This window comes from Nitrospira sp. SG-bin1 (assembly GCA_002083365.1).
Lineage (GTDB): Bacteria > Nitrospirota > Nitrospiria > Nitrospirales > Nitrospiraceae > Nitrospira_D.
Window position 1 is genome coordinate 27,493 of sequence record LVWS01000047.1, and the last position, 19,721, is coordinate 47,213.

Consider the following 19,721-nt stretch of genomic DNA (forward strand, 5'->3'; position numbering starts at 1 on the left):
GGGCACGTATGACATCGTGCGCATAGCATAGAGATGAAATCAATCTTGATCAGCGTCGTGGGAGCAGCCGCCGTGTTTGTTGGAGCCGTCTGGTTGGTGGATTCTCTGCAGACCTTTGAGTCCTACTATGAAAGCTATCAGAAATTGGAAGAGACTGAGCTGATGAGCCGAGGATGGATCTCGCGTGTCATTCCAAAATCTTCGTATGACATCCGCGAAACATACCGATTTGATGGAGCAACTGTTGCGGTGCGATTTAGGTTTCAGCCCGGTGATATCAAGGATATCGAGTCCAAGTGCACGGTGTTGCCCGACGGCAATTCCTCCACACGGCAATACCGGTGTCAACCGGCAGCCGATACAATCGTCGTCAGATTGGAACCGAACGGCCGGGGCCAGATACTCGGCAGATAGGGACAGCATGGACAGACCAGACGACGGAGCCGTGAGGATGGTCATGCCTGCTGATGTCGCCCGTGTGGTTGCCCTTGGCGCCAGCAACCTGACGCGCGGTTTTCAAGCCGTTGTTTCGACTGCCCGGTCTGTCTGGGGACCCAGTATCGAAGTGCTGGCGGCGCTCGGCCATGGGCGATCGTATGGTGCTCCGAGTAAATTCCTGTTTCGTACGTTGCCGAGCATTCTCAAATCGGGTTTGTGGGCCGAGCTGGAGTGCCGTCCTCCGATGGCTACCAGGGGGCTTGTGACGGATGTCGGCAATGATATCTTGTATGGCTTTTCCGTCGAGCACACATTGGGATGGGTGGAAGAAGTCTTGGTGCGTCTACGAGCCGTGACGAACGATATCATTCTCACCGATCTACCGCTCGCGAGTATTCATCGCCTCTCGAATGTCAAATTTCTAGTGTTTCGGTCCATCCTGGCGCCGTCATGCCGACTTTCCCTCACTCAGATTCTCGATCGGGCGGAGTCGGTCAACGAGGGGTTGGCCAGGTTGTCCGCTGTCTACGGCGCCAGGTTGTTCCAGCTTGACCCAGCCTGGTACGGGTTTGATCCCATCCATGTGCGGCCTTCGCGATGGCGTTCGGCATGGCAGCAAATTCTTGGAGCTCAGCCAGAGGTCGGCTCCAGCGGAAGGTCCATCATCGAGAGCGTGAGGTTGTACTGTATGCATCCTGAGCACCAGTGGTTGTTTGGTATGGAGCAGATTACACCTCAGGCTGGTCTTGCGCTCCGATCCGGAGGTCAGGTATGGCTGTACTGACTGCTTCTCGTGGCCGTTTCCTGCGGTGAAGCGGAACAGTATCTAAGGAGAAGGAATTGGCTGACCCATCGTTTCATTATTCGATTCTCTTAAGTCGAGTGAGCACGGGCCTCATTCTTGGTGTGTTGGCCGGAGTGGTCCAAGTCTGGTTCTTTGAGCGCGATCTCATGTATCTATGGGCCGCCGCCGCCGCAGGAGTGGTCTACATGGCCGCATGGGTCCTCTTTACCGACTGGCTGAAGCTTGCAGGGGGCAAAATTGTTCTTGGAGCAGTGGCCGGTCTTTTGGCTGCCATGCTGTGGTGGGCGCTTGCTGTTCATGCGGATAACGCATTTATCCAATCGGCTGTGGCCGGTCTCTCTTTTGGTGCAGCCTATGCCTGGTCGGAAGGAAGGAAAGAAGGAAAGAAGGAGTCGTAAATCTCCGTTGAGTCGATCAAGCCTTCCACAGGACGCCGTCAGGACGGCAGTCATTTCGAACACCGACTTATCGCCAAGCTGCGGACATGTACCCTTGCATCGACCTTGCACACCGAATCTTGGGGGAGTATGATTTGGTCATGATTGGCTTGCGTGCGATGGGCACTACATGGGCGGTGCTATTTCTTTCTTTTTGCATCGTGGCGCAGATGCTTGGGGCGCCCGTGACTTTTTCAAGTGTGCTCGTTTCATCCGACATGCTGTCGGAACCTGCCTACGAAGATTTTTCTCTTCCATCAGTGGCGCCTGACCCAGTAACAACAGGCCAACCTTTTCTAGACACTGAGTACCAATCTAAGAGTTCACTCCCTATTCTTCTGATTTCGGTCTTCCATCCTCCTCAAGCACAACTTTCATCCCCGTAAGTCTCGTAAGTTACGTAGATACAGAGCTGTCTGACCCTTATGGTAGCGGAGGGGTCCCGGTGTCAAGGCCATTGGCTGAAGTCAGTCGCTCGCGAATGCATGCAAGGTTGAATAAGAGCTTGGTAGCAATATTAGATGGCTATGGCGAAACGAGTCATCTGTTGTCCGACCCCGCATGCATGATAGTGCGTTATGCAGGTCAACCATGGAGGTACATGCCATGCCTGGAATGAACGATGCGCTCTCATACATCATCTTTGGTGTCTTTGTATTCGCGATCATCGTGTTTGCTCTCTTCAGTGCGGGCTAGGTTGGAGCAGCACTCTTGGAAACGCGACTTCATGCGACTACAGGGACCTTAGAGTCCCAAGGTGCTGAAGATCTTCTCTAAGCCAGAGCGTCGCGCACCTGGAACAATAGGAAGAGGATGATCGACATCCATGATTTCCGCGCCTGAATCCAGGCGCGGAATCGCGCAAGAACTCAGTCGATTGAGTAGATGCAATACTTGTCTCATGTGCAGGGTTCATCAGTTGCGTCAATGGACCATGAGGTGGAGGGTCCGGGATGTTGTTCAGGGAAGTGCGGTCTCAGGTGCGCTTGCCCGCAAGCTTGAGCCGAGGGATATGGTCGGGCAATGAGTCGTAATGAGTCGTATGGGTAAAAAGACGGTCCGGCTTCGGCCTCAAGGAGCAGGAGCGGTCATCTTGGTTTTGATCGTCTGCATTTGCGTAGTCTCGCAGATGCTTGGAGCACCAGTGACGCTTCTTGGCCTGCTGACCTCGGATACCCCGGCGGAATCTTTCTCTGAAGATTTCTCCCTTCCGATGACAACTGAGCCGGGCACGCCAAGCCCTTCCAGCCTCCATGCGGAATTCCAGCCGTCGTTTCACCTTCCGATCTTCTCAACCTCCGTCTTCCATCCCCCACAGGGTTGATCTTCGTTCTCTTGAAAATGTAGTCGTGAACTCGCGCACGTGCTTCTCAGATGCGGTTGCGCGCGGGTGATCGGCACCTCACCCAATGTGTGTGGTGGGGGAATTGTTGTGTCTCGTGAGGCCAGGAAATCATCTTGATGTAAGGAAGTAGGAAGAAACATGAAAGTGACGAGAATTTCCATGAGTACGGTGGTGGTCGTCCTGCTGAGCGGATTACTTGAGGCATCGGGCGCGTGTGCGGCGTACGAATCCATCGTGAATAAGCGTGTCGTGACCAGGACGGAGCAGATATCAGCAGAGGAAGCGTTGCTCACTTTTAGAATTGAGGAGGCCGGTAAACGTATTTCACCCTTCGGCTGTGTCGCCGATAAGAAGATGGAACGTGATCGAAGATTGTTGGATCCGCAACTCTCACCCCCGATAAGAGAAACAATTTCGATTCGGCACGTGCGGCGAAGTGTAAAAGAACCGAGTTCACCTTGCCGAGGAACTGGTAATGCCTCGAGAGACGGCATGTGAGAAGACGGGACTCTCTGCTTCATCGCATTGACGCCCGGAATATGAGCATCTTTCAAGGAAGGCTTTAACATGACATCTATTGTGAACCGGTGCAGAAACAAGCGTGCCCCGATACTCGCGCTATCGGTCGTAAGTTGCTGGTTCTTTTTTCAGGGAGTGTGTGCGGCAGATCGCGAGGTCGGTACAGGCCTCGCGACGTCGGCTGTGGTGCGTGCCATGCAGGATGACGCCGTCGTTCACCGGTACGATCAGGCCCTGCTGGTCAACATCAAAAAGGACAATCGGCCTAGTTCGACGGAAACGCCCAGCCAATCCCTCAAGTACGCGTCCCTATTGTTGCACAGAGCATCAAATGCCGTCGAAAAGGATAACGCCTTGGCGGTGCAACTTATCCGGCAAGCGGTCTCTATTCTGAAGTACCAGGTGATCCCATCCCTCGCCAATCAACATTCAACTCTGCTCCCCATCGGCTCGCTCTCAGGCCTGGCTGAACAGGAAATCGATGGTGAGGGGCCGATGCGTCCGATGAGAGAATAGTGAACTTGTCACAAATTTGCGGTGTGCGGCGAAACGATAAGGAGAAAAGACGATTCTCTAAGGCCAGCTCGATGGAGCACATGACGAAAAGGTCGAAGCATACCCCCTGTCTCCATCCAGCTGATTATGCGGGACATATGAATAACAACGGTCACGCACAATCGTCAGAAGCGCTTCCTGATGCGCCTTGTACATATTGCGGACTTCCGGCGAACCCTGATTTCGGTCATGTCGTTGTGGAATTCCTGGCAGGTAGGATTCCACGGGAGACCGTCTCCGGGATTTGGCATCGTCGTTGTTACGACGAGCTTCTCGAGCAAGGAGAGGAGGCCTGACGAGAGTTCCAGAAGAATGGCGGGATGCACTCGAAGGATCGACCGTCCGACTCTCACTCGTGCTCTAGGGAGCACGTGGGAGTCGGCTGAAGGAAAGCCTGCTTGTTTCGGTCAATCAGTTCAGTATTAGAGTATGCATGTCATGGTCCCTTCGTGAGTGGTTCACCGGGACGGTCTTTGTCAGAATTCCAAAGCAGCAGTAAGGAGGAATGCATGTACCGAAGGATTTCTCGAGAGATGACACTGAGCGCGCTGGTGTTGGCATCATCCGGATTCATGATCGTGACCGACTCAGCCTATGGGGAACCAAACAAGGTCGAAATGGCGGCCGCGACCAAGGTATCGATCGATGAGGCGATCAAGACAGCCTTAGAAAAGGTGCCGGGGACGGTCATCGAAGCCGAGCTGGAACAGAAACACGACCGGCTGGTCTGGGAAGTCGAAGTTGTCACGCCGGAGAAACACGTCATGGAAGCCCACATCGATGCTGAAACCGGTCATGTGATCGATGTGGTAGAAGCAAAATCAAAAGCGAAGAAGGGTAAACGGCAGTAAAGGCCATATAAACAATCGTGACGGCATGCCCTGTGTCTTCCTTTCCTGAAGCTCGGCAACACATCCGGGTCTTTCACTTTCGTCAATAGGGCTGGTGCTTCGAGACCGATCGGTCGGGGAGCTTGCGATGAACATTGATCTCGACGAAAGATGGCTCCCATGGCGTTGATCCACACGCTCACGATCCTCATTTGCCTCGCCGCACTGTTCAGTTATGTGAACCATCGGCTGCTGAACTTGCCGATGACCATCGGGCTGATGGCAGTGCGATGGGATCGGTGGACGAGATCAGCGCACCAAACAAGAGGCAATAGAGAAAGGGCAGCGGCAAGCCGACGAAATCGAACAAATCATAGCCGAGCAAGCCGATGAGCAGACTCAACAGGATCGTCCCGATGCCGCCTGTAGTTTCCGATGAGCAAACCGGCCAGTGGACCACGTCGGAAGTGACGCGGCAGCATCGTGATAATTTCCGGGAGCTGTTGGAGAGTTGTTGAATGCGGTGTTGTTCGTCCTGACCGGATTGGAAGTGCTGGTGTTGAACTTTCAGCAGCCGTATTTGATGGCCGGACTCGTGGCCATCCCCATGGTGCTTGCGGCACGTTGGCTGAGCGTCGTACTCCAAATCCGACTGTTCAGTTTCGTCCGGGAGTTCAGCGCCCGCACGGTGACGATCCTGACTTGGGGCGGCCTCCGCGGCGGGATCTCGGTTGCGCTGGCTCTCTCCTTGCCGACGGGTGCGTCCCGTGACGCTCTCGTCACCATCACGTACGCCGTTGTGGTCTTTTCGATCCTGGTCCAGGGATTGACGATCACCCGGGTGCTTGGCGAGTCTCATGACTCTTCGGCCAAATGATTCCTGATCGAATACAGCGAAGCGGATATCCGCTGAGAAAGCTTTACAAGAGGACTGCCATGTCTGAGTGAACGCTGAAGCGACGGAGCTGGACTCGCTCTCCGCGAGGACGGCCAGCTCCGCATCGAATCATGACCGTAGAAGAATTGAGGAGACATGATGAAAGAACCATGGTTGACACAGCTCAATGAACGAGCAGCGGAGTGGGCGATGTATTCAGGAATCCGCGTGTTGCTCGTCGGAATGGCGATGCTGGTCCTGCTCACGATAACGCGACAGGTCGTCAAACGACTGCGGCGACTCTACGAGGGAGCGTTGCCGGGGACAGCACAGCGTAAGAGGGCCGACACGCTTACCCAGGTGATACGCGACGTCGCCCGCGTGCTCATTCTGGCTGTCGGAACGATGATGATCCTGTCCGAGATCAACATCGACCTCAAACCATTGCTGGCCGCCGCCGGCTTAGGTGGGTTGGCCATCGGCTTTGGCGCGCAGAGTCTGGTCAAAGACGTCATCTCGGGCTTCTTCATTCTGCTGGAAGATTCCATCAGCGTGGGGGACGTCGTCGAAGTGGCCGGTGTGAGCGGGCTCGTTGAAGAGGTCAAGTTGCGCACCATCACACTGCGGGATCTTGCCGGAAACGTGCACATCGTGCCGAACGGCATCGTGGATCGGGTCAAGAACATGACGAAGGGCCACTCGTTCTATGTCTTCGATATCGGCGTGGCGTATCGGGAAGACGTGGATCGTGTGATGGCCGTACTAAAAGAGATTGCCTCGGAGCTCCAAGCCGATCCGCTGTATGCGGCGGACATTCTTGAACCGCTAGAGATGCTGGGGGTCGACCGCTTCTGCGAATCCGCCGTGATCCTAAAATGCCGGATCAAGACAGTGCCCATTCAACAATGGCGGGTCGGGCGGGAGATGAACCGTCGGATCAAGAACACGTTCGATGCCAAGGGGATCGAGATTCCGTTCCCTCATCGGACGATCTATTGGGGACAGCCTGGACAACCATCTGATAGAACGTTTGTCGAAACAGCTGCATAGTGTATGTCCTTTATGCACCGCTATGCCCGACGAAGCGTACTTTCATGTTTCGTATCGTCGACTAACCTGTCGATGGCGTGACACTGGCGCTAGAACAGCGACTGTGCCGTGATCTGCGTAACATATGAGTCATATCTCCGGCTGTGCCGTTCGCCATGTGGTTCTGGTCATTGCCGCCTTCTTTCCTCCTCTTGCTCAAGCTGTGACTATCGGACCTCCGGAGCCGCCGCGTCTCGTTGAAGAGGGGGTCACTCCCGTGCGAAACACCATCTTTTCATCGGTGCAGATCCGTGCCGTTCCTGTGCTAAGCGTATTGCCTACGACCGAAAACCGTAGTAATGGTGAGACCATTGAGCGGGTATCTGGAGAAGCGCGAGGCCCACGGATCCCCGAGCCGATGATCTTCGACCTCGTACGACCCTTAGGTGGGAAACGAGGTGAAGGCGAAGTGAACGTGCTTGGATTGATCCCACTCCGAAGGAAGGCGAGGACGGTCGATGATGCGACGGATCCCTTGGGCCTGGTCCGGCGCAGCCAGGATACGCAAGGCATCGAGTGGGCTCCGGAGATCGAGTATGATGTGTGGGATGGCGTGGGGCTTGAATTCGAATTGCCGATGGAAAACGGGCGCGTGGAGGCCTATAAGGGCGCTGGTCAGGTGTTCTTCGGCACGGCTTTGGAGCACCACTTCATCCATGGAGCCCAAGTCATCGTCCAGTATGACCAGCAGCCGAAGTTATGGACGACCACGTTTCTTTATCTGGCCGGTTTTCGGTTCAACGAAACCTGGAGCGTCTTCGGCATGTTCGGGCCGAGGACCGAGTTGGGAGGCCGTGTGTCAGACCGCCGAACTGAGTGGTTGAGCAACGCGACGCTGTTTGCGGACGTAACACGTCGGCTGGTGGCGGGCATCGAAACGAATCTCGGCCAAGTCATCGACGGCCATGCTTCCTTGCTGGTCATGCCGCAACTCCATTATGAAGTCAGCAGGCGCTGGATGATTCAAGGGGGAGTCGGTGTGCGATGGACCAAGGATTTGACACTCCCTGAAATCGGGTTTCGTCTCATTCGCGAGTTCTAAGCGTGACGATGCGCATGTGTTGACTAATGTTTGGACGTGTAGATGTGTGTCGCTTGTCCATGGAAGAGTTCCGCCGCTTCCATGACCGTTTCGCTCAAGGTCGGATGCGGATGGATAGAAGCCGCCAGATCTTCAGCGACCGCTCCCATCTCGACCGCCATGACACCCTCGGCAATCAGTTCTCCTGCGCCGACACCGCAGAGCCCCACACCGAGGATTCGCCCAGATTCGGCATCGCACACCAATTTCGTGAGACCGTCATTGCGGCCCACGGTCGTGGCTCGACCTGAAGCCGCCCAGGGAAAGCGCGCGATCTTCACCGCTCGTCTCATCGCGTGAGCCGCTTCTTCTGTCAGGCCGCACCAGGCGATTTCGGGGTCGGTGAAGACAACGGCTGGTATCGCAGCGGGCTCGAATGCCGCCTGTTTCCCTGCGATCACCCTGGCCGCCACCAGGCCTTCGTGCGTCGCCTTGTGCGCCAGCATCGGTTCTCCGATGACGTCGCCGATCGCAAAGATGGTGGGCTCTGCCGTGCGCATGTGGCGATCAACTTGCACGAAGCCTCTGTCTGATATCGCAACTTTGGTGTGTTCGAGCCCGAGCTGCTCCGTGTTGGCCCGACGTCCCACGGCGACCAGCACGCGATCGAAGATTTCCGTGGTGGTTCCATCGGAGCCCGTCACCGTGGCTGCGATACCGTCTTGACGAAGCTCCAATTTGTCCACCTTCGTATTCAGCTGTATCGCCTTGAACCGACGCTGCAGGCGTTGCTGCAGCGGTCTCACGAGGTCAGCATCGGCGCCGCTGAGCAGGCGTGGCAGCATCTCCACGACGGTCACCTCTGATCCCAATGCGTGATACACGGTGCCCATTTCCAACCCGATGTATCCCCCGCCCACGACCAGTAAGCGGGTGGGAATATCGGGCAAGTCGAGCGCCCCGGTGGAATCCATCACACGAGGATCATCGAGCCTGAGAAATTCCGGGATGGCGGGACGCGAGCCGGTGGCGAGGATGGTGTGAGCGCACGAAAGTGTTCGTGTTCCATCAGGCCCGGACAACGCCAGCGTCGTCGGATTCGTGAAGGTCGCCCGTGCCTGATACACATCAACCGTGCGGCTCTTTGCCAACGTCTGTACACCCTTCGTCAATTTGCCGATAACGGCTTTAGTCCGATCACGAAGCACTTCGAGGTCGATCTGCGGTTCTCCAAAACGAATCCCCCAACTGTTCGCCTCCTCGGCATCGGTGAGCAACTTAGCCACGTGCAGTAAGGCCTTCGAGGGAATACAGCCACGCAAAAGGCAAACCCCTCCGAGCTGCGGCTCTTGATCGATCAACGCGGTGCGCAGGCCGAGATCTGCAGCGTGAAAGGCCGCCGCATACCCACCGGGTCCTGCGCCGATCACGGCAACGTCGTAGCGTGAGTCAGGCATGAAGTCCTCGCTTCGCTAAGTTTCCGTTTTAAGTTTCGTGGTTCGGGTTGTCTGGAACGCTGAAAAAAGTCTCCCAATTTTCACCTCTCAACATTCGTAACGCGCAAACAGAAACTGTTTTCAGAGTCCCAAAAACGTGGCTTGAAAGTCTTCCAGCGCCTTGGCAAGTTCGTTGGTAAAGCGGGCACCGATCGCCCCATCAACCAGCCGATGATCGTAGGCGACGCAGAGTCGTAGAATCCGCCGTGGCACGAATTGTCCGTCACGATAGACCGGAGTCATGCAAGCTTTTCCGACACCCAAGATGCCGACTTGAGGTGGATTGATAATCGGTGTGAACGGGCCGGCCCCGAGCCCTCCCATGTTACTGACGGTAAATGTGGCCCCTCGCAGCTCTTCGAGTGTCACCACTCGCTTGCGCGTGCGCTCGGCCAGCTCCGCAAGCTCCACTGAAATTTGAAACAGATCCTTGTGATCGGCGTCATGCAGGACTGGGACGATCAATCCTGCCGGAGTGTCTACTGCCACGCCGATATTGTAATACTCTTTGTAGATGACTTCCCCGCTGGTGAGATCGAGCGCCGCGTTCAATTGCGGATAGCGCTTCAGCGCATGGACCACGGCTTTGATGATGAGGCTCGTGAGCGTCAGTGTCGCGCCTCGCGTCTTGAACTCGGGTGCATACCGCTTATGCAGAACCATGAGATCGGTAATGTCGGCATCCTGAAATTGATGGACGTGAGGAACGGTCGTCCAAGACTGCGTCATGTTGGCCGCGATCTTCCGTCGAAGTGACGGGAGCGGTTCGCGTCGCTCGTTTCCGTACAGGGTGGTGACGATGTGACCTGGTTCGGAAGTGCCTGCGGCAGACGGAGCGCCGCTCTGTCTCGTCCGTTCACGAACAAAGGCCTTCACGTCCTCGGCCGTAATCCGACCTCCGGCCTCGGAGCCTTTCACCTGTGTCAGATCCACGCCCAATTCGCGAGCCAGCCTGCGTACGGATGGGGCAGCAGCGATGAGGTGACCTTGAGACTGAGAAGTAGGTGGTGATGGTTCGACCTGGGTCGGCTCCGGCAACACTTGTTGGTTTTCTTGCATAGCGGTGGTTGCAGGCGCGTCTTTTGCCTGGTCTCGTGGTTCGCTCTCTTTCACCTGTGCCGTTTCTCTCAAGGGTGAAGGTTGTGGAGCGGGTGCAAGAGCCGGTTTCTCCGACTCTAATGCGATAGGGTGCTGTTCCGCACTCTGCCGATCATCCAATTCAATCAGCGCATCACCGACGCGCACGTGATCACCCTTATGGACAAGTAGACGCGCGACTCGTCCACTCACCGGTGCCGGCACAGGCACGGTCGCCTTGTCGGTTTCCAACTCGATCAGTGATTGACCTTCGCTGATCTGGTCGCCCTCATGGACCAGCACAAGGACCACATCACCACCGTCGATCCCTTCTGCGAGGAACGGCAATTCCACTTTCATCGAGAGTGACCTCTTATACGGTCATCTGTGCCACGGTGCCTGATCGTCGGTTCGGAGACCGAGATCCTTGGCGGCTCGGCTGACGGTCTGTGCCGCGATCGTTCCGTTGTGGCGATGGAGGGCATAAAGCGCGGACACGACCAGGTGCTCCGCGTCGATTTCGAAGAACCGGCGCAGGGCCTTGCGCGTATCACTCCGGCCGAATCCGTCCGTCCCGAGCGCGAAGAGACCATCCGGAATCCATGGAGCAATCTGCTGACTGACCAGCCGGACGTAGTCGCTTACCGCGATACAAGGACCATCAAAGTGTTCCACTTTTTCCTGAAGATAACTCTTCCGAGGCGGTTCCTCCGGGTGCCACAGGTTCCATCGCTCGGCGTCGAGCGTCCGCATCCGTAGCTTCTTATAACTCGTCACGCTCCATACGTCCGCGGCGACGTCGTAACGGTCTCGCAGGAGATCTTGTGCCTTCAGTGCTTCGTTGACGAGCGGTCCACTTGCCAACAACTGTGCCCGGTGTCGCGCCCCATCCGGCGCCGGACGAAAGAGATACATCCCTTCAAGGATGCCCTCCGCTGCATCAGCCGGCATGGCCGGCATCGGATACGGTTCGTTGTAAAGCGTAATGTAGTACAACCGTTCTTCCTGGTTCTGGTACATGCGCGTGAGCCCGTCCTGCATAATGACGGCAAGCTCGAACATAAACGCCGGATCGTAGGCGGCCATCGACGGATATCCGCTGCACAGCACATGACTGTGTCCGTCCTGGTGTTGCAAGCCTTCGCCCTCCAACGTTGTGCGTCCGGCCGTGGCTCCCAACAGAAAGCCTCGGGCGCGCATGTCCGAGGCGGCCCAGATCAAATCTCCGACTCGTTGGAATCCAAACATCGAATAATAGATGTACAAAGGAATCGTGTTGAGCCCATGTGTCGCGTACGCCGTGCCGGCGGCGATGAAGGAGGCCATTGCGCCGGCCTCGGTAATGCCCTCCTCAAGAATCTGTCCGTTCGTCGATTCGAAGTAATAGAGGAGTGAGCTTTTGTCAACCGGTTCATAGAGTTGTCCGATGTGCGAGTAAATGCCGTATTGCCGAAAGAGCGCCTCCAGGCCGAACGTCCTGGCTTCGTCGGGAATGATCGGAACCAGGTGTTTCCCGAAAGGCTTCATCCCTAAAAGGCGGCCCAGCATGCGAGCGAAGCCCATCGTGGTCGAGACAGGGCGGTCGCCGGATCCTTCCAGGAACTCCTTAAACTCATCGAGACCCGGGATGTGCAGAGGTTCCACCGACACACGGCGCTTCGGGAGGGGGCCGCCCAGGGCTTTCATGCGCTCGGCGAGGTACGTGGCTTCAAGGCTGTCGGCCGGTGGTCGAAAAAACGGCGTGGAGGCGAGTTGTTCATCGGACACCGGCACACTGAATCTCGTGCGGAACTCACGTAACTCTTGCTCGTTCATCTTTTTTTGCTGATGGGTGATGTTGCGCCCTTCGCCTGCCTCGCCCAATCCGTACCCTTTGACCGTTTTTGCGAGGATCACCGTCGGTTGGCCTCGGTGCTCCACGGCAGCCTTGTAGGCGGCATACACCTTTCGTGGATCGTGCCCGCCTCGCATCAACTTATGGATCTGCTCGTCGGAATAGGACGCCACCATTTGGAGCAGTCGAGGATCGGCGCCGAAGAAGTGTTTCCGAGTGAATGCGCCGCCTTCCACCGTGTACTTCTGGTACCAACCGTCGACCACCTCGTCCATCCGCTTCACCAGCAGGCCTTCATCGTCTTGCGCGAGCAAACGATCCCAGTCGCTGCCCCAAATGACCTTGATGACGTTCCAACCCGCGCCACGAAATATGGCCTCCAATTCTTGGATGATCTTGCCGTTGCCACGAACCGGGCCGTCGAGACGCTGGAGATTACAGTTGACGACCCAGGTCAGATTGTCCAGCTGCTCGCGAGCCGCGAGCGTCAGGGCGGCGACACTTTCCGGCTCGTCCATTTCACCGTCTCCGATGAAGGCCCAGACGCGCTGTCGATTTGTCTCTTTCAGCCCGCGGTCCTGTAGATAGCGATTGAAGCGGGCTTGGTAGATCGACATGAGAGGGCCCAGGCCCATTGAAACCGTGGGAAATTCCCAATAATCCGGCATCAGCCAGGGATGGGGATAGGATGACAAGCCTTTTCCGTCGTCCGCCGTCTCGCGACGGAAACGATGGAGCATCTCTTCCGAGAAACGGCCCTCGACATAGCTCCGTGCATAAACACCGGGCACAGCATGTCCCTGGACATACAAGTGATCGCCGCCCTGCGGCGAATCTTTACCGTGCAGAAAATGATTGAAGGCGACTTCATATAAAGTCGCCGCCGAGGCGTACGTCGAAATATGACCGCCGATGCCGGGATGTTCTTTGTTGGCCTTGACGACCATCGCCATGGCATTCCAGCGGACGAGGCTGCGAATACGTCGCTCAAGCTCAAGGTTGCCGGGATAAGGTGGTTCTTGAGAGGCCGGGATCGTATTGACGTACGGCGTATTGACCGGAGTGGGAATGCGTACCCCTCGTTGGCCGAGCCGGTCACGGAGTCGCTCGAAGAGGTAGGCGGCGCGCTCAGCACCCTTCTTCTCGATCACATACTCGATGGAGTCCATCCATTCTTGGGTTTCCTGGGGGTCGGCATCGGTCCGTGTTCGTTGAGTGCGATGGTCGTCATCCACTGATGCACCTCAGCAATTAGTGTCACTGTATAGCGCCACTATGGTGACTATGGCGCTGATCAGCGACTAGGAAATTCCCACCAAAGGGACGATCCATAAAGTCATGGCCAACTCGCGAACCTAGAAGCTCACCTAGTGGGAACAGTCCCTGATTCCACTATAGTGCTATCCATGTATCGGAATCCACCAGGGGTGATCGGCGCGTAGTCCGCTCAGAACATGGCGCTGTGAGCAGCCCATGAATGGGTCAACGAAACGACCGGCCGGAATGCGTCAATCCCGACGCTTGGTTCCGAAGAAACTCCCGGACACAGCTTACGAAGACAGACCTTACAGCATCAGGTGTCCTCGGTTCACCTTATCGGTTGACACAAAGGAAGCACGGCACGTGCTTATGACGATTTTGGAACCTTGCCGTTCCCCGAGTAGTACGATCGGCTCCGATCCGTCCAGGGCGTGAATGGTGGTAGGCAATAGCCAGAGTGGGTGAAGAACCAACCAGGGGTGCAGGGGTAGACGTATGGTGGATGATGTCGGTGCTGTCCGGTGAGTGAAATTTTTCCCACCTATGACAGAGGATTCTTCATGTGCTATATGATTCATATGATTCAGATGAACCGATGGGCCTCCGGATTGTCATGCCATATGTGGAGTGTCGCGTGTATGGTCTCGCTCCTCTGTGTCTGTGTGGTGTTGCAAATGCTCGGAGCGCCGTTCACACTGCTTGATCTGTTGAACTCGGATATGCTCACAGAATCGGAGCTGATTTCTGAAGATTTTTCCGCTGTTTCACCGTCGCCTGATCCGGAGCGGTCCCGTTTGTTGCACGTGCTTACCGAGCTCTGTCCCGTGCGTCATCTTCCGGTGTTCCTCACGTCAGTGTTCCGTCCCCCTTCTCCCGTCCTCCTCTGACCGTTCCTTGAGGTTCCGCCACGTCCGGTGCATCGCGTGAGTACCTTAGGTGCCCGACGCTCCCCCATGCCGGACGTGATGTCGTTCGAATCCGATCACGGCCAAGAATGGGCTCATTGGGATTTGCATGCCGTGAACAATCCATATGCTCCTGACTGGTCGTTGCAGAAAGGAGAGCAGGATGAAGCGTTTATTATTTCACATTGTGTATCTGACGGGGGTTTCGCTGTCGATGGTCGGTATGTCGATCGGCTGCGCGTCGAGGGTGGTTCCGGTGTCGCACTTCCATACTGAGGCGATCGATGAAGGTCACGGGCTGCTGCTTGGTGCACATCGCCTCAGTGCCGAGGACCAGCGCCGGCTATCGGAACTCAAGTGGTCAACCGACATGAGATGGTGGATTGAAGACGTCACGCGTGGAAAGCGGTCACTGATCGTTCGTCTGCCTCTAGATGGGTCTTTTGCAGTCAAGCTTCCGGCGGGCTCCTATCGCGTCACAAGAATCGTTTTCGACAGTTCCAGAGGGGACTGGCACACCGAGCTTCCGACCGCGTTCGAAATTCGGCCGCAAGAATGTACCTCGTTGGGGACCTCGGAGTTCCGGGTGGAGCCGGGATTCCTTGCCGGGCGGATTACACGCCATGTGCTCAGTGGACATGAGCGTGCCGTCGAAGATCGTGAGCGGATTGTGGAAGGGGAACGGTGTCCGACTAACATGGCTCAATTGGAATCACCTGTGACTCGCTCAGTCAAGTTAGGGCTGAACGAAAAGCGGTTCGATCGAGTGTACTGAGTCCGCCGTATGGAGAATCGGCCGAGAACGTCTCCTCGTTATTGATACGGTGGAGTTTCATGGCCAACTGGCAGGCAAGCTTTTCGAACAAGGGGGTTCTGGATGTTGTCAGAGAACGGCACATCTCCAGTGAGGGTGCTCGCCGATATCAAATCTGGCGTCGTTGTTTTTCTTGTAGCGTTGCCCTTATGCCTCGGGATTGCCTTAGCTTCAGGTGCTCCATTGCTGTCGGGGTTAATAGCAGGTATTGTCGGCGGCCTCTTGGTGGGAGTGTTCAGTGGATCGCACACCAGCGTGAGCGGTCCGGCTGCCGGTTTATCGGCGGTCGTGGCCGCGCAGATCTCCTCACTCGGTTCATTCTCAGCCTTCCTGATGGCTGTGATCCTGGCCGGGGTCCTACAAATTGGCTTGGGCATCGCGAAGGGAGGGTTCATCGCTGCGTTCTTCCCAACCAGTGTGATCAAAGGACTGTTGGCTGCGATCGGCGTCATCATCATCCTCAAACAAATTCCGCATCTTCTCGGGCATGATCCTGATCCGGAAGGAGAAATGTCCTTCTTTCAGCCGGACCTTGAAACGACGTTTTCCGAACTCTTCAGCATGTTCGGAGATTTTCAACTGGGCGCCACTCTCGTCGGTCTGGTGTCTGTAGCCATGCTGGTACTCTGGGACACCTGGAAACCGTTGAAAACATCGCTCTTTCCCGCTCCCGTTGCCGTAGTCCTATTCGGTATCGGAGCGAGTTTGTGGTTCGAGCAACTCGGCCAGCCATGGCTCATCCAGCCGAGTCACCTGGTTCAGGTACCCGTGACTAGCGGTTTGGGCGAGCTCTTTGGAATGCTTCCACGTCCAGACTTCTCGCAGTGGACCAATCCTGCCATCTATATCGCCGGAATGACTCTGGCCATCGTGGCATCGCTGGAAACCTTGCTTAATCTGAAGGCTGTCGATCGGCTCGATCCCCAACAACGCACATCACCGCCAAGCCAAGAACTCCTGGCCCAAGGCATCGGGAACGTCGCAAGTGGATTCATGGGAGGGCTCCCGGTGACGTCGGTCATCATCCGTAGCTCCGTCAATGTCAATGCCGGTGGTAAAACAAAGCTGGCTACGATCATACACGGCACATTGCTGCTTGTGAGCGTTCCGCTGATTCCGGTCTGGCTCAATACGATCCCACTGTCCGCTCTTGGAGCTATTCTCCTGATGACCGGCATCAAACTGGCGAGTCCGGCCCTCATCAAGCAAATGTGGAGTGAAGGCCGCTACCAGTTCATTCCTTTTGCAGCAACGGTCGCGGCGATTGTGCTCACCGATCTCTTAATTGGCATCGTGATCGGCCTCACCGTCGCTATCGCGTTTATTCTCAACAGTAATATGCGGCGGCCAGTGCGTCGTTTTGTTGAAAAGCATCTCGGCGGCGAAGTGGTCCATATTGAATTGGCCAATCAAGTAAGTTTCTTGAACCGTGCCGCCCTTTCGAAAGCTCTAGAGGAGGTGCCACACAACGGCCAGGTGTTGCTCGATGCTCGAAACACAGACTACATTGATCCGGACGTGCTGGACTTGATTCGGGACTTCGAGGAACAAGCCGGCCCGGCTCACGGTGTCGAGGTGAGTCTTCTTGGGTTTCAAAGTGAGTACAACTTTGAAGACCGGATACAGTATGTCGATTATTCGACCCGCGAGCTGCAAGCAACCATCACGCCCCAGCAAGTCCTTCAAATCCTAAGAGACGGCCATGAGCGTGTCCGTACCGGAAGGCGCCTCACCCGCGACTTTAACCGGCAAGTCCGCGCGACGGCCGAAGCCCAGCACCCGTTAGCCGTCGTCCTCAGCTGCATTGATTCGCCAACTCCGGCCGAGCGGGTTTTTGATCTCGGTATGGGCGACATCTGTAGTATCCGTATTGCCGGGAATATCTCGGGTCGAAAAGTCATCGCCAGTGCGGAATATGGATGTGCCGTGGCCGGCGCAAAACTCATTCTTGTCATGGGGCACACGAGATGCGCTACTGTCGGTACAGCGATCAACCTCCTTGAAGCAGGTCAAACGGCCGGCGACGCAACAGGGTGCGAACATTTCCATTACATCATCAACGACCTCCAGCAATCGGTGGACCAAGCGACCTATCGGGTTTTGCAAGAACAACCTGCCGGTGAGAGAGGAACACTGGTCGATGTCGTAGCCCGTTACAATGTCGTGCGTGTCGTTGAGCAGCTGCACACGCAGAGCAACACGCTCGCCTGTCTCGTCACACAAGGACGGATCGAGATCGTTGGTGCGATGTACGATGTCACCACCGGAGACATCAGGTTTTTGCCAGACGAACCAGGGGGTGAATGACGAAACCACCGGCGAGAGAGTCCTGAGCAGGATAGCTTTATACGGTGTATGGACGATGATGAGGTTGGACCATGGAAAAACTTGTCAAAGGCTTTTTGAAGTTTCGAAGTGAAGTGTTTGGGAACAAAAAGGCGCTGTTTACACGGCTGTCGCAAAGCCAGGCTCCCCGTGCGCTCTTCATTACCTGCTCGGATTCTCGGGTTGATCCAACTCTCCTGACGCAAGCTGATCCTGGCGAGTTGTTTATTCTACGAAACGCCGGGAATATTGTGCCGCCCTACGGTTCGATGCAGGGAGGCACGACCGCGACGATCGAGTATGCGATGGCGGTGTTGCAGACCCCCCATATTATTGTGTGTGGCCATACCGACTGCGGCGTCATGAAAGCATTGTTGAATCCGGAGGAGGTGCAAAATCTGCCGGCCGTCAAAGAGTGGGTGGGCCAGGTTGAAACGACCAGGCGCTTGATGCGAGAACTTTACGCTGATCTTAAAGGCAACGATCGCCTCATTAAGACGATCCATGAGAATGTCCGTGTTCAACTCGAGCACCTGCGCACACATCCGTCAGTGGCCCTGCAGCTGCGCAAGGGCAAAGTCGAACTTCATGGCTGGGTCTACTCCATTTCAACGGGGGATGTATGGGTGTATGACTTCAATTCGCAGGAATTCGTCTCACTCTATGAAAAGGCTGCGTCACGTTTGGTGTATGCCAACAAATCTTGATGTGCCTCTTCTTAAGGACGTCACCAATGGATGATTACAATGTCTCACCGAATCACTTGAATCTGCCGCCAGCGTTCCGACTGATATCGCCAGAGTAACAACCCCATTCGTACGGTCCAATCCGCGATCATGGCCGCCCAAATATAGAACACGGAGTGACGTGCCCAGAGCGCGGCCGCCAGGGCCAACGGGACACGGACGCCCCACATCCCGATCATCGTGGCGCCCATGATGAAGCGTGTGTCGCCCGCGCCCCGCAGCGACCCAGCCAACACCATGGTGAGAGCCAGCGGGACTTGCAATAAGGCGACGATCTTTAAGAACATCGTTCCGAGTTCGATCACCGCTTCGTCGGTCGTGAACGCACGAAGCAACGTGTAGGGAAAAAAGAAAAAAAGGAGCCCCATGCCGGTCATGAGCAGCATGGCCAGCCGGTTGGCTTCCAAATTTTCCAGCTTTGCCCTGGTATATTTGCCGGCTCCGATGCTTTGTCCCACCATGGTGGCGGCGGCAATCGCGAGTCCATAGCCAGGGAGAAAGGAGAAGGATTCAATCGATAGTCCGACTTGGTGAGCCGCATAAGCCACGGTGCCGTACAGCAGGACGAGTTTTGTGTAAAGAAAAATGCCGGCTTGCTGGACGATTCGCTCGCCCGACACAGAGGCCCCGACGTCCCAGATCGATCGGATGAGATCGAGGCGGAGTGTGGATGACTCCTTGAGGATGGGACGACAGCGCAGCAAAAGATAGAGCATGCCTGTCGCTTCAGCGAGGCCGACGGCGATTGCCGCACCCTTCAACCCCAATGCAGGAGCTCCCCAGTGTCCGTAGATCAGAGGATAGGCAAGAAATCCATGAAGGAGATTGACACCGATCAGACCATACATAGGAGTCTTGGTATCGCCTGTGCCCTGGAGAATGGAGGACAAGACTTGGATGAGGACGGTACAGGGAATCACGAGGAAGATGAGCGTCGAATAGGGCAGGGCGAGCTCAATGACGGGAGGCTCCGCGCCCAGTTGTTGCATGACGAACCGATTGCCGGCTATCCCTAGGCCGGCCAACAGGAGCGAGACGCCGAGCGCAAGCCATAAGAAGTGACGGGCCGCTTCTCCAGCGTCTTGCCGGCGCCTTGCGCCCCATAGCTGAGCGACGATCACATTCGTCCCAACCGAAATTCCGGAGACCAACGTCGTGGCGACGAAGGCCAGCAATTGGCCCAGGCCGACCGCGGCGATCGAGGTGGCTCCCAGTCCGCCCACCAGAAATACCGCCACGATGCCTTCGGCCCGTTGCAGAAGCGTGGTGAGCGTGACAGGGAGCGCTAACGTCAGCACGGATCGCCTGATCTGGGTGACACCGTTGCCCATGGAGCGCTATCCTAACA

At 56.2% G+C, this 19,721-nt stretch carries 20 protein-coding genes; 15 read left to right on the top strand and 5 right to left on the bottom strand.

Annotation, left to right across the window (positions count from 1 at the left end):
• Positions 1-33 precede the first annotated feature (33 nt).
• The 8 genes from A4E19_10805 to A4E19_10840 all read left to right on the top strand — a co-directional run bounded on the left by A4E19_10805 (position 34) and on the right by A4E19_10840 (position 4,950).
• Complete coding sequence (locus A4E19_10805; protein OQW30041.1) at positions 34-414, top strand: hypothetical protein; 381 nt, start codon at positions 34-36, stop codon at positions 412-414.
• Positions 415-451: 37 nt separating this feature from the next.
• Positions 452-1,222, top strand: a complete 771-nt coding sequence (locus A4E19_10810) for a hypothetical protein (GenBank protein OQW30042.1) — start codon at positions 452-454, stop codon at positions 1,220-1,222.
• A gap of 56 nt (positions 1,223-1,278) precedes the next feature.
• Positions 1,279-1,641 carry a hypothetical protein gene (locus tag A4E19_10815; GenBank protein ID OQW30043.1) on the top strand — a complete coding sequence of 121 codons (363 nt, stop codon included), beginning with the start codon at positions 1,279-1,281 and terminating at the stop codon, positions 1,639-1,641.
• A 1,081-nt stretch (positions 1,642-2,722) separates the two neighbouring features.
• Positions 2,723-3,004, top strand: a complete 282-nt coding sequence (locus tag A4E19_10820) for a hypothetical protein (protein ID OQW30044.1) — start codon at positions 2,723-2,725, stop codon at positions 3,002-3,004.
• A gap of 159 nt (positions 3,005-3,163) precedes the next feature.
• A complete protein-coding gene (locus tag A4E19_10825; GenBank protein ID OQW30045.1) occupies positions 3,164-3,523 on the top strand; it encodes a hypothetical protein in 360 nt (119 codons plus the stop codon).
• A 69-nt stretch (positions 3,524-3,592) separates the two neighbouring features.
• Positions 3,593-4,060, top strand: coding sequence for a hypothetical protein (locus tag A4E19_10830; GenBank protein ID OQW30046.1), 468 nt, complete (start codon positions 3,593-3,595; stop codon positions 4,058-4,060).
• 71 nt (positions 4,061-4,131) lie between these two features.
• Positions 4,132-4,395: a hypothetical protein gene (locus tag A4E19_10835; GenBank protein ID OQW30047.1), complete on the top strand. Its 264-nt coding sequence runs from the start codon at positions 4,132-4,134 to the stop codon at positions 4,393-4,395.
• 213 nt (positions 4,396-4,608) lie between these two features.
• Complete coding sequence (locus tag A4E19_10840; GenBank protein OQW30048.1) at positions 4,609-4,950, top strand: hypothetical protein; 342 nt, start codon at positions 4,609-4,611, stop codon at positions 4,948-4,950.
• A 208-nt stretch (positions 4,951-5,158) separates the two neighbouring features.
• On the opposite strand, the gene A4E19_10845 is transcribed toward A4E19_10840, so the two are convergent.
• Positions 5,159-5,389, bottom strand: a complete 231-nt coding sequence (locus A4E19_10845) for a hypothetical protein (protein ID OQW30049.1) — start codon at positions 5,387-5,389, stop codon at positions 5,159-5,161.
• A gap of 51 nt (positions 5,390-5,440) precedes the next feature.
• On the opposite strand from A4E19_10845, the gene A4E19_10850 reads away from it, so the two are divergent.
• The 3 genes from A4E19_10850 to A4E19_10860 all read left to right on the top strand — a co-directional run bounded on the left by A4E19_10850 (position 5,441) and on the right by A4E19_10860 (position 7,937).
• On the top strand, positions 5,441-5,806 hold the full coding sequence (locus A4E19_10850; protein ID OQW30050.1) for a hypothetical protein: 366 nt from the start codon (positions 5,441-5,443) through the stop codon (positions 5,804-5,806).
• A gap of 156 nt (positions 5,807-5,962) precedes the next feature.
• Positions 5,963-6,856: a mechanosensitive ion channel protein MscS gene (locus A4E19_10855; GenBank protein OQW30051.1), complete on the top strand. Its 894-nt coding sequence runs from the start codon at positions 5,963-5,965 to the stop codon at positions 6,854-6,856.
• 124 nt (positions 6,857-6,980) lie between these two features.
• Positions 6,981-7,937 (top strand): hypothetical protein, encoded by a 957-nt coding sequence (locus tag A4E19_10860; protein OQW30052.1) that lies wholly within the window; start codon positions 6,981-6,983, stop codon positions 7,935-7,937.
• A 23-nt stretch (positions 7,938-7,960) separates the two neighbouring features.
• On the opposite strand, the gene A4E19_10865 is transcribed toward A4E19_10860, so the two are convergent.
• From A4E19_10865 to A4E19_10875, 3 genes are all read right to left on the bottom strand, one after another.
• Positions 7,961-9,373, bottom strand: coding sequence for a dihydrolipoyl dehydrogenase (locus A4E19_10865; GenBank protein ID OQW30053.1), 1,413 nt, complete (start codon positions 9,371-9,373; stop codon positions 7,961-7,963).
• Positions 9,374-9,493: 120 nt separating this feature from the next.
• Complete coding sequence (locus A4E19_10870; GenBank protein ID OQW30054.1) at positions 9,494-10,849, bottom strand: hypothetical protein; 1,356 nt, start codon at positions 10,847-10,849, stop codon at positions 9,494-9,496.
• A 21-nt stretch (positions 10,850-10,870) separates the two neighbouring features.
• Positions 10,871-13,492 (bottom strand): pyruvate dehydrogenase (acetyl-transferring), homodimeric type, encoded by a 2,622-nt coding sequence (locus A4E19_10875; GenBank protein OQW30114.1) that lies wholly within the window; start codon positions 13,490-13,492, stop codon positions 10,871-10,873.
• Between the two features lie 651 nt (positions 13,493-14,143).
• Here A4E19_10875 and A4E19_10880 point away from each other — a divergent pair.
• From A4E19_10880 to A4E19_10895, 4 genes are all read left to right on the top strand, one after another.
• Positions 14,144-14,470: a hypothetical protein gene (locus tag A4E19_10880; protein ID OQW30055.1), complete on the top strand. Its 327-nt coding sequence runs from the start codon at positions 14,144-14,146 to the stop codon at positions 14,468-14,470.
• 181 nt (positions 14,471-14,651) lie between these two features.
• Complete coding sequence (locus A4E19_10885; GenBank protein ID OQW30056.1) at positions 14,652-15,263, top strand: hypothetical protein; 612 nt, start codon at positions 14,652-14,654, stop codon at positions 15,261-15,263.
• A gap of 102 nt (positions 15,264-15,365) precedes the next feature.
• A complete protein-coding gene (locus tag A4E19_10890) occupies positions 15,366-17,609 on the top strand; it encodes a sulfate transporter (protein ID OQW30057.1) in 2,244 nt (747 codons plus the stop codon).
• Between the two features lie 71 nt (positions 17,610-17,680).
• Positions 17,681-18,334, top strand: a complete 654-nt coding sequence (locus tag A4E19_10895; GenBank protein OQW30058.1) for a hypothetical protein — start codon at positions 17,681-17,683, stop codon at positions 18,332-18,334.
• Positions 18,335-18,378: 44 nt separating this feature from the next.
• Here the strand turns inward: A4E19_10895 and A4E19_10900 are convergent, their stop codons facing one another.
• Positions 18,379-19,704: a hypothetical protein gene (locus A4E19_10900; GenBank protein ID OQW30059.1), complete on the bottom strand. Its 1,326-nt coding sequence runs from the start codon at positions 19,702-19,704 to the stop codon at positions 18,379-18,381.
• Positions 19,705-19,721: the final 17 nt, after the last annotated feature.

What these genes read in the sequence shown, in the direction of transcription:
- A4E19_10805 (OQW30041.1), top strand. Translation starts at nt 34, where the DNA reads ATGAAATCAATCTTGATCAGCGTCGTGGGAGCAGCCGCCGTGTTTGTT.
- A4E19_10810 (OQW30042.1), top strand. Translation starts at nt 452, where the DNA reads ATGGTCATGCCTGCTGATGTCGCCCGTGTGGTTGCCCTTGGCGCCAGC.
- A4E19_10820 (OQW30044.1), top strand. Translation starts at nt 2,723, where the DNA reads ATGGGTAAAAAGACGGTCCGGCTTCGGCCTCAAGGAGCAGGAGCGGTC.
- A4E19_10825 (OQW30045.1), top strand. Translation starts at nt 3,164, where the DNA reads ATGAAAGTGACGAGAATTTCCATGAGTACGGTGGTGGTCGTCCTGCTG.
- A4E19_10830 (OQW30046.1), top strand. Translation starts at nt 3,593, where the DNA reads ATGACATCTATTGTGAACCGGTGCAGAAACAAGCGTGCCCCGATACTC.
- A4E19_10835 (OQW30047.1), top strand. Translation starts at nt 4,132, where the DNA reads ATGGAGCACATGACGAAAAGGTCGAAGCATACCCCCTGTCTCCATCCA.
- A4E19_10840 (OQW30048.1), top strand. Translation starts at nt 4,609, where the DNA reads ATGTACCGAAGGATTTCTCGAGAGATGACACTGAGCGCGCTGGTGTTG.
- A4E19_10855 (OQW30051.1), top strand. Translation starts at nt 5,963, where the DNA reads ATGATGAAAGAACCATGGTTGACACAGCTCAATGAACGAGCAGCGGAG.
- A4E19_10860 (OQW30052.1), top strand. Translation starts at nt 6,981, where the DNA reads ATGAGTCATATCTCCGGCTGTGCCGTTCGCCATGTGGTTCTGGTCATT.
- A4E19_10865 (OQW30053.1), bottom strand. Translation starts at nt 9,373, where the DNA reads ATGCCTGACTCACGCTACGACGTTGCCGTGATCGGCGCAGGACCCGGT.
- A4E19_10870 (OQW30054.1), bottom strand. Translation starts at nt 10,849, where the DNA reads ATGAAAGTGGAATTGCCGTTCCTCGCAGAAGGGATCGACGGTGGTGAT.
- A4E19_10875 (OQW30114.1), bottom strand. Translation starts at nt 13,492, where the DNA reads ATGGACTCCATCGAGTATGTGATCGAGAAGAAGGGTGCTGAGCGCGCC.
- A4E19_10880 (OQW30055.1), top strand. Translation starts at nt 14,144, where the DNA reads ATGTGCTATATGATTCATATGATTCAGATGAACCGATGGGCCTCCGGA.
- A4E19_10885 (OQW30056.1), top strand. Translation starts at nt 14,652, where the DNA reads ATGAAGCGTTTATTATTTCACATTGTGTATCTGACGGGGGTTTCGCTG.
- A4E19_10890 (OQW30057.1), top strand. Translation starts at nt 15,366, where the DNA reads ATGTTGTCAGAGAACGGCACATCTCCAGTGAGGGTGCTCGCCGATATC.
- A4E19_10895 (OQW30058.1), top strand. Translation starts at nt 17,681, where the DNA reads ATGGAAAAACTTGTCAAAGGCTTTTTGAAGTTTCGAAGTGAAGTGTTT.
- A4E19_10900 (OQW30059.1), bottom strand. Translation starts at nt 19,704, where the DNA reads ATGGGCAACGGTGTCACCCAGATCAGGCGATCCGTGCTGACGTTAGCG.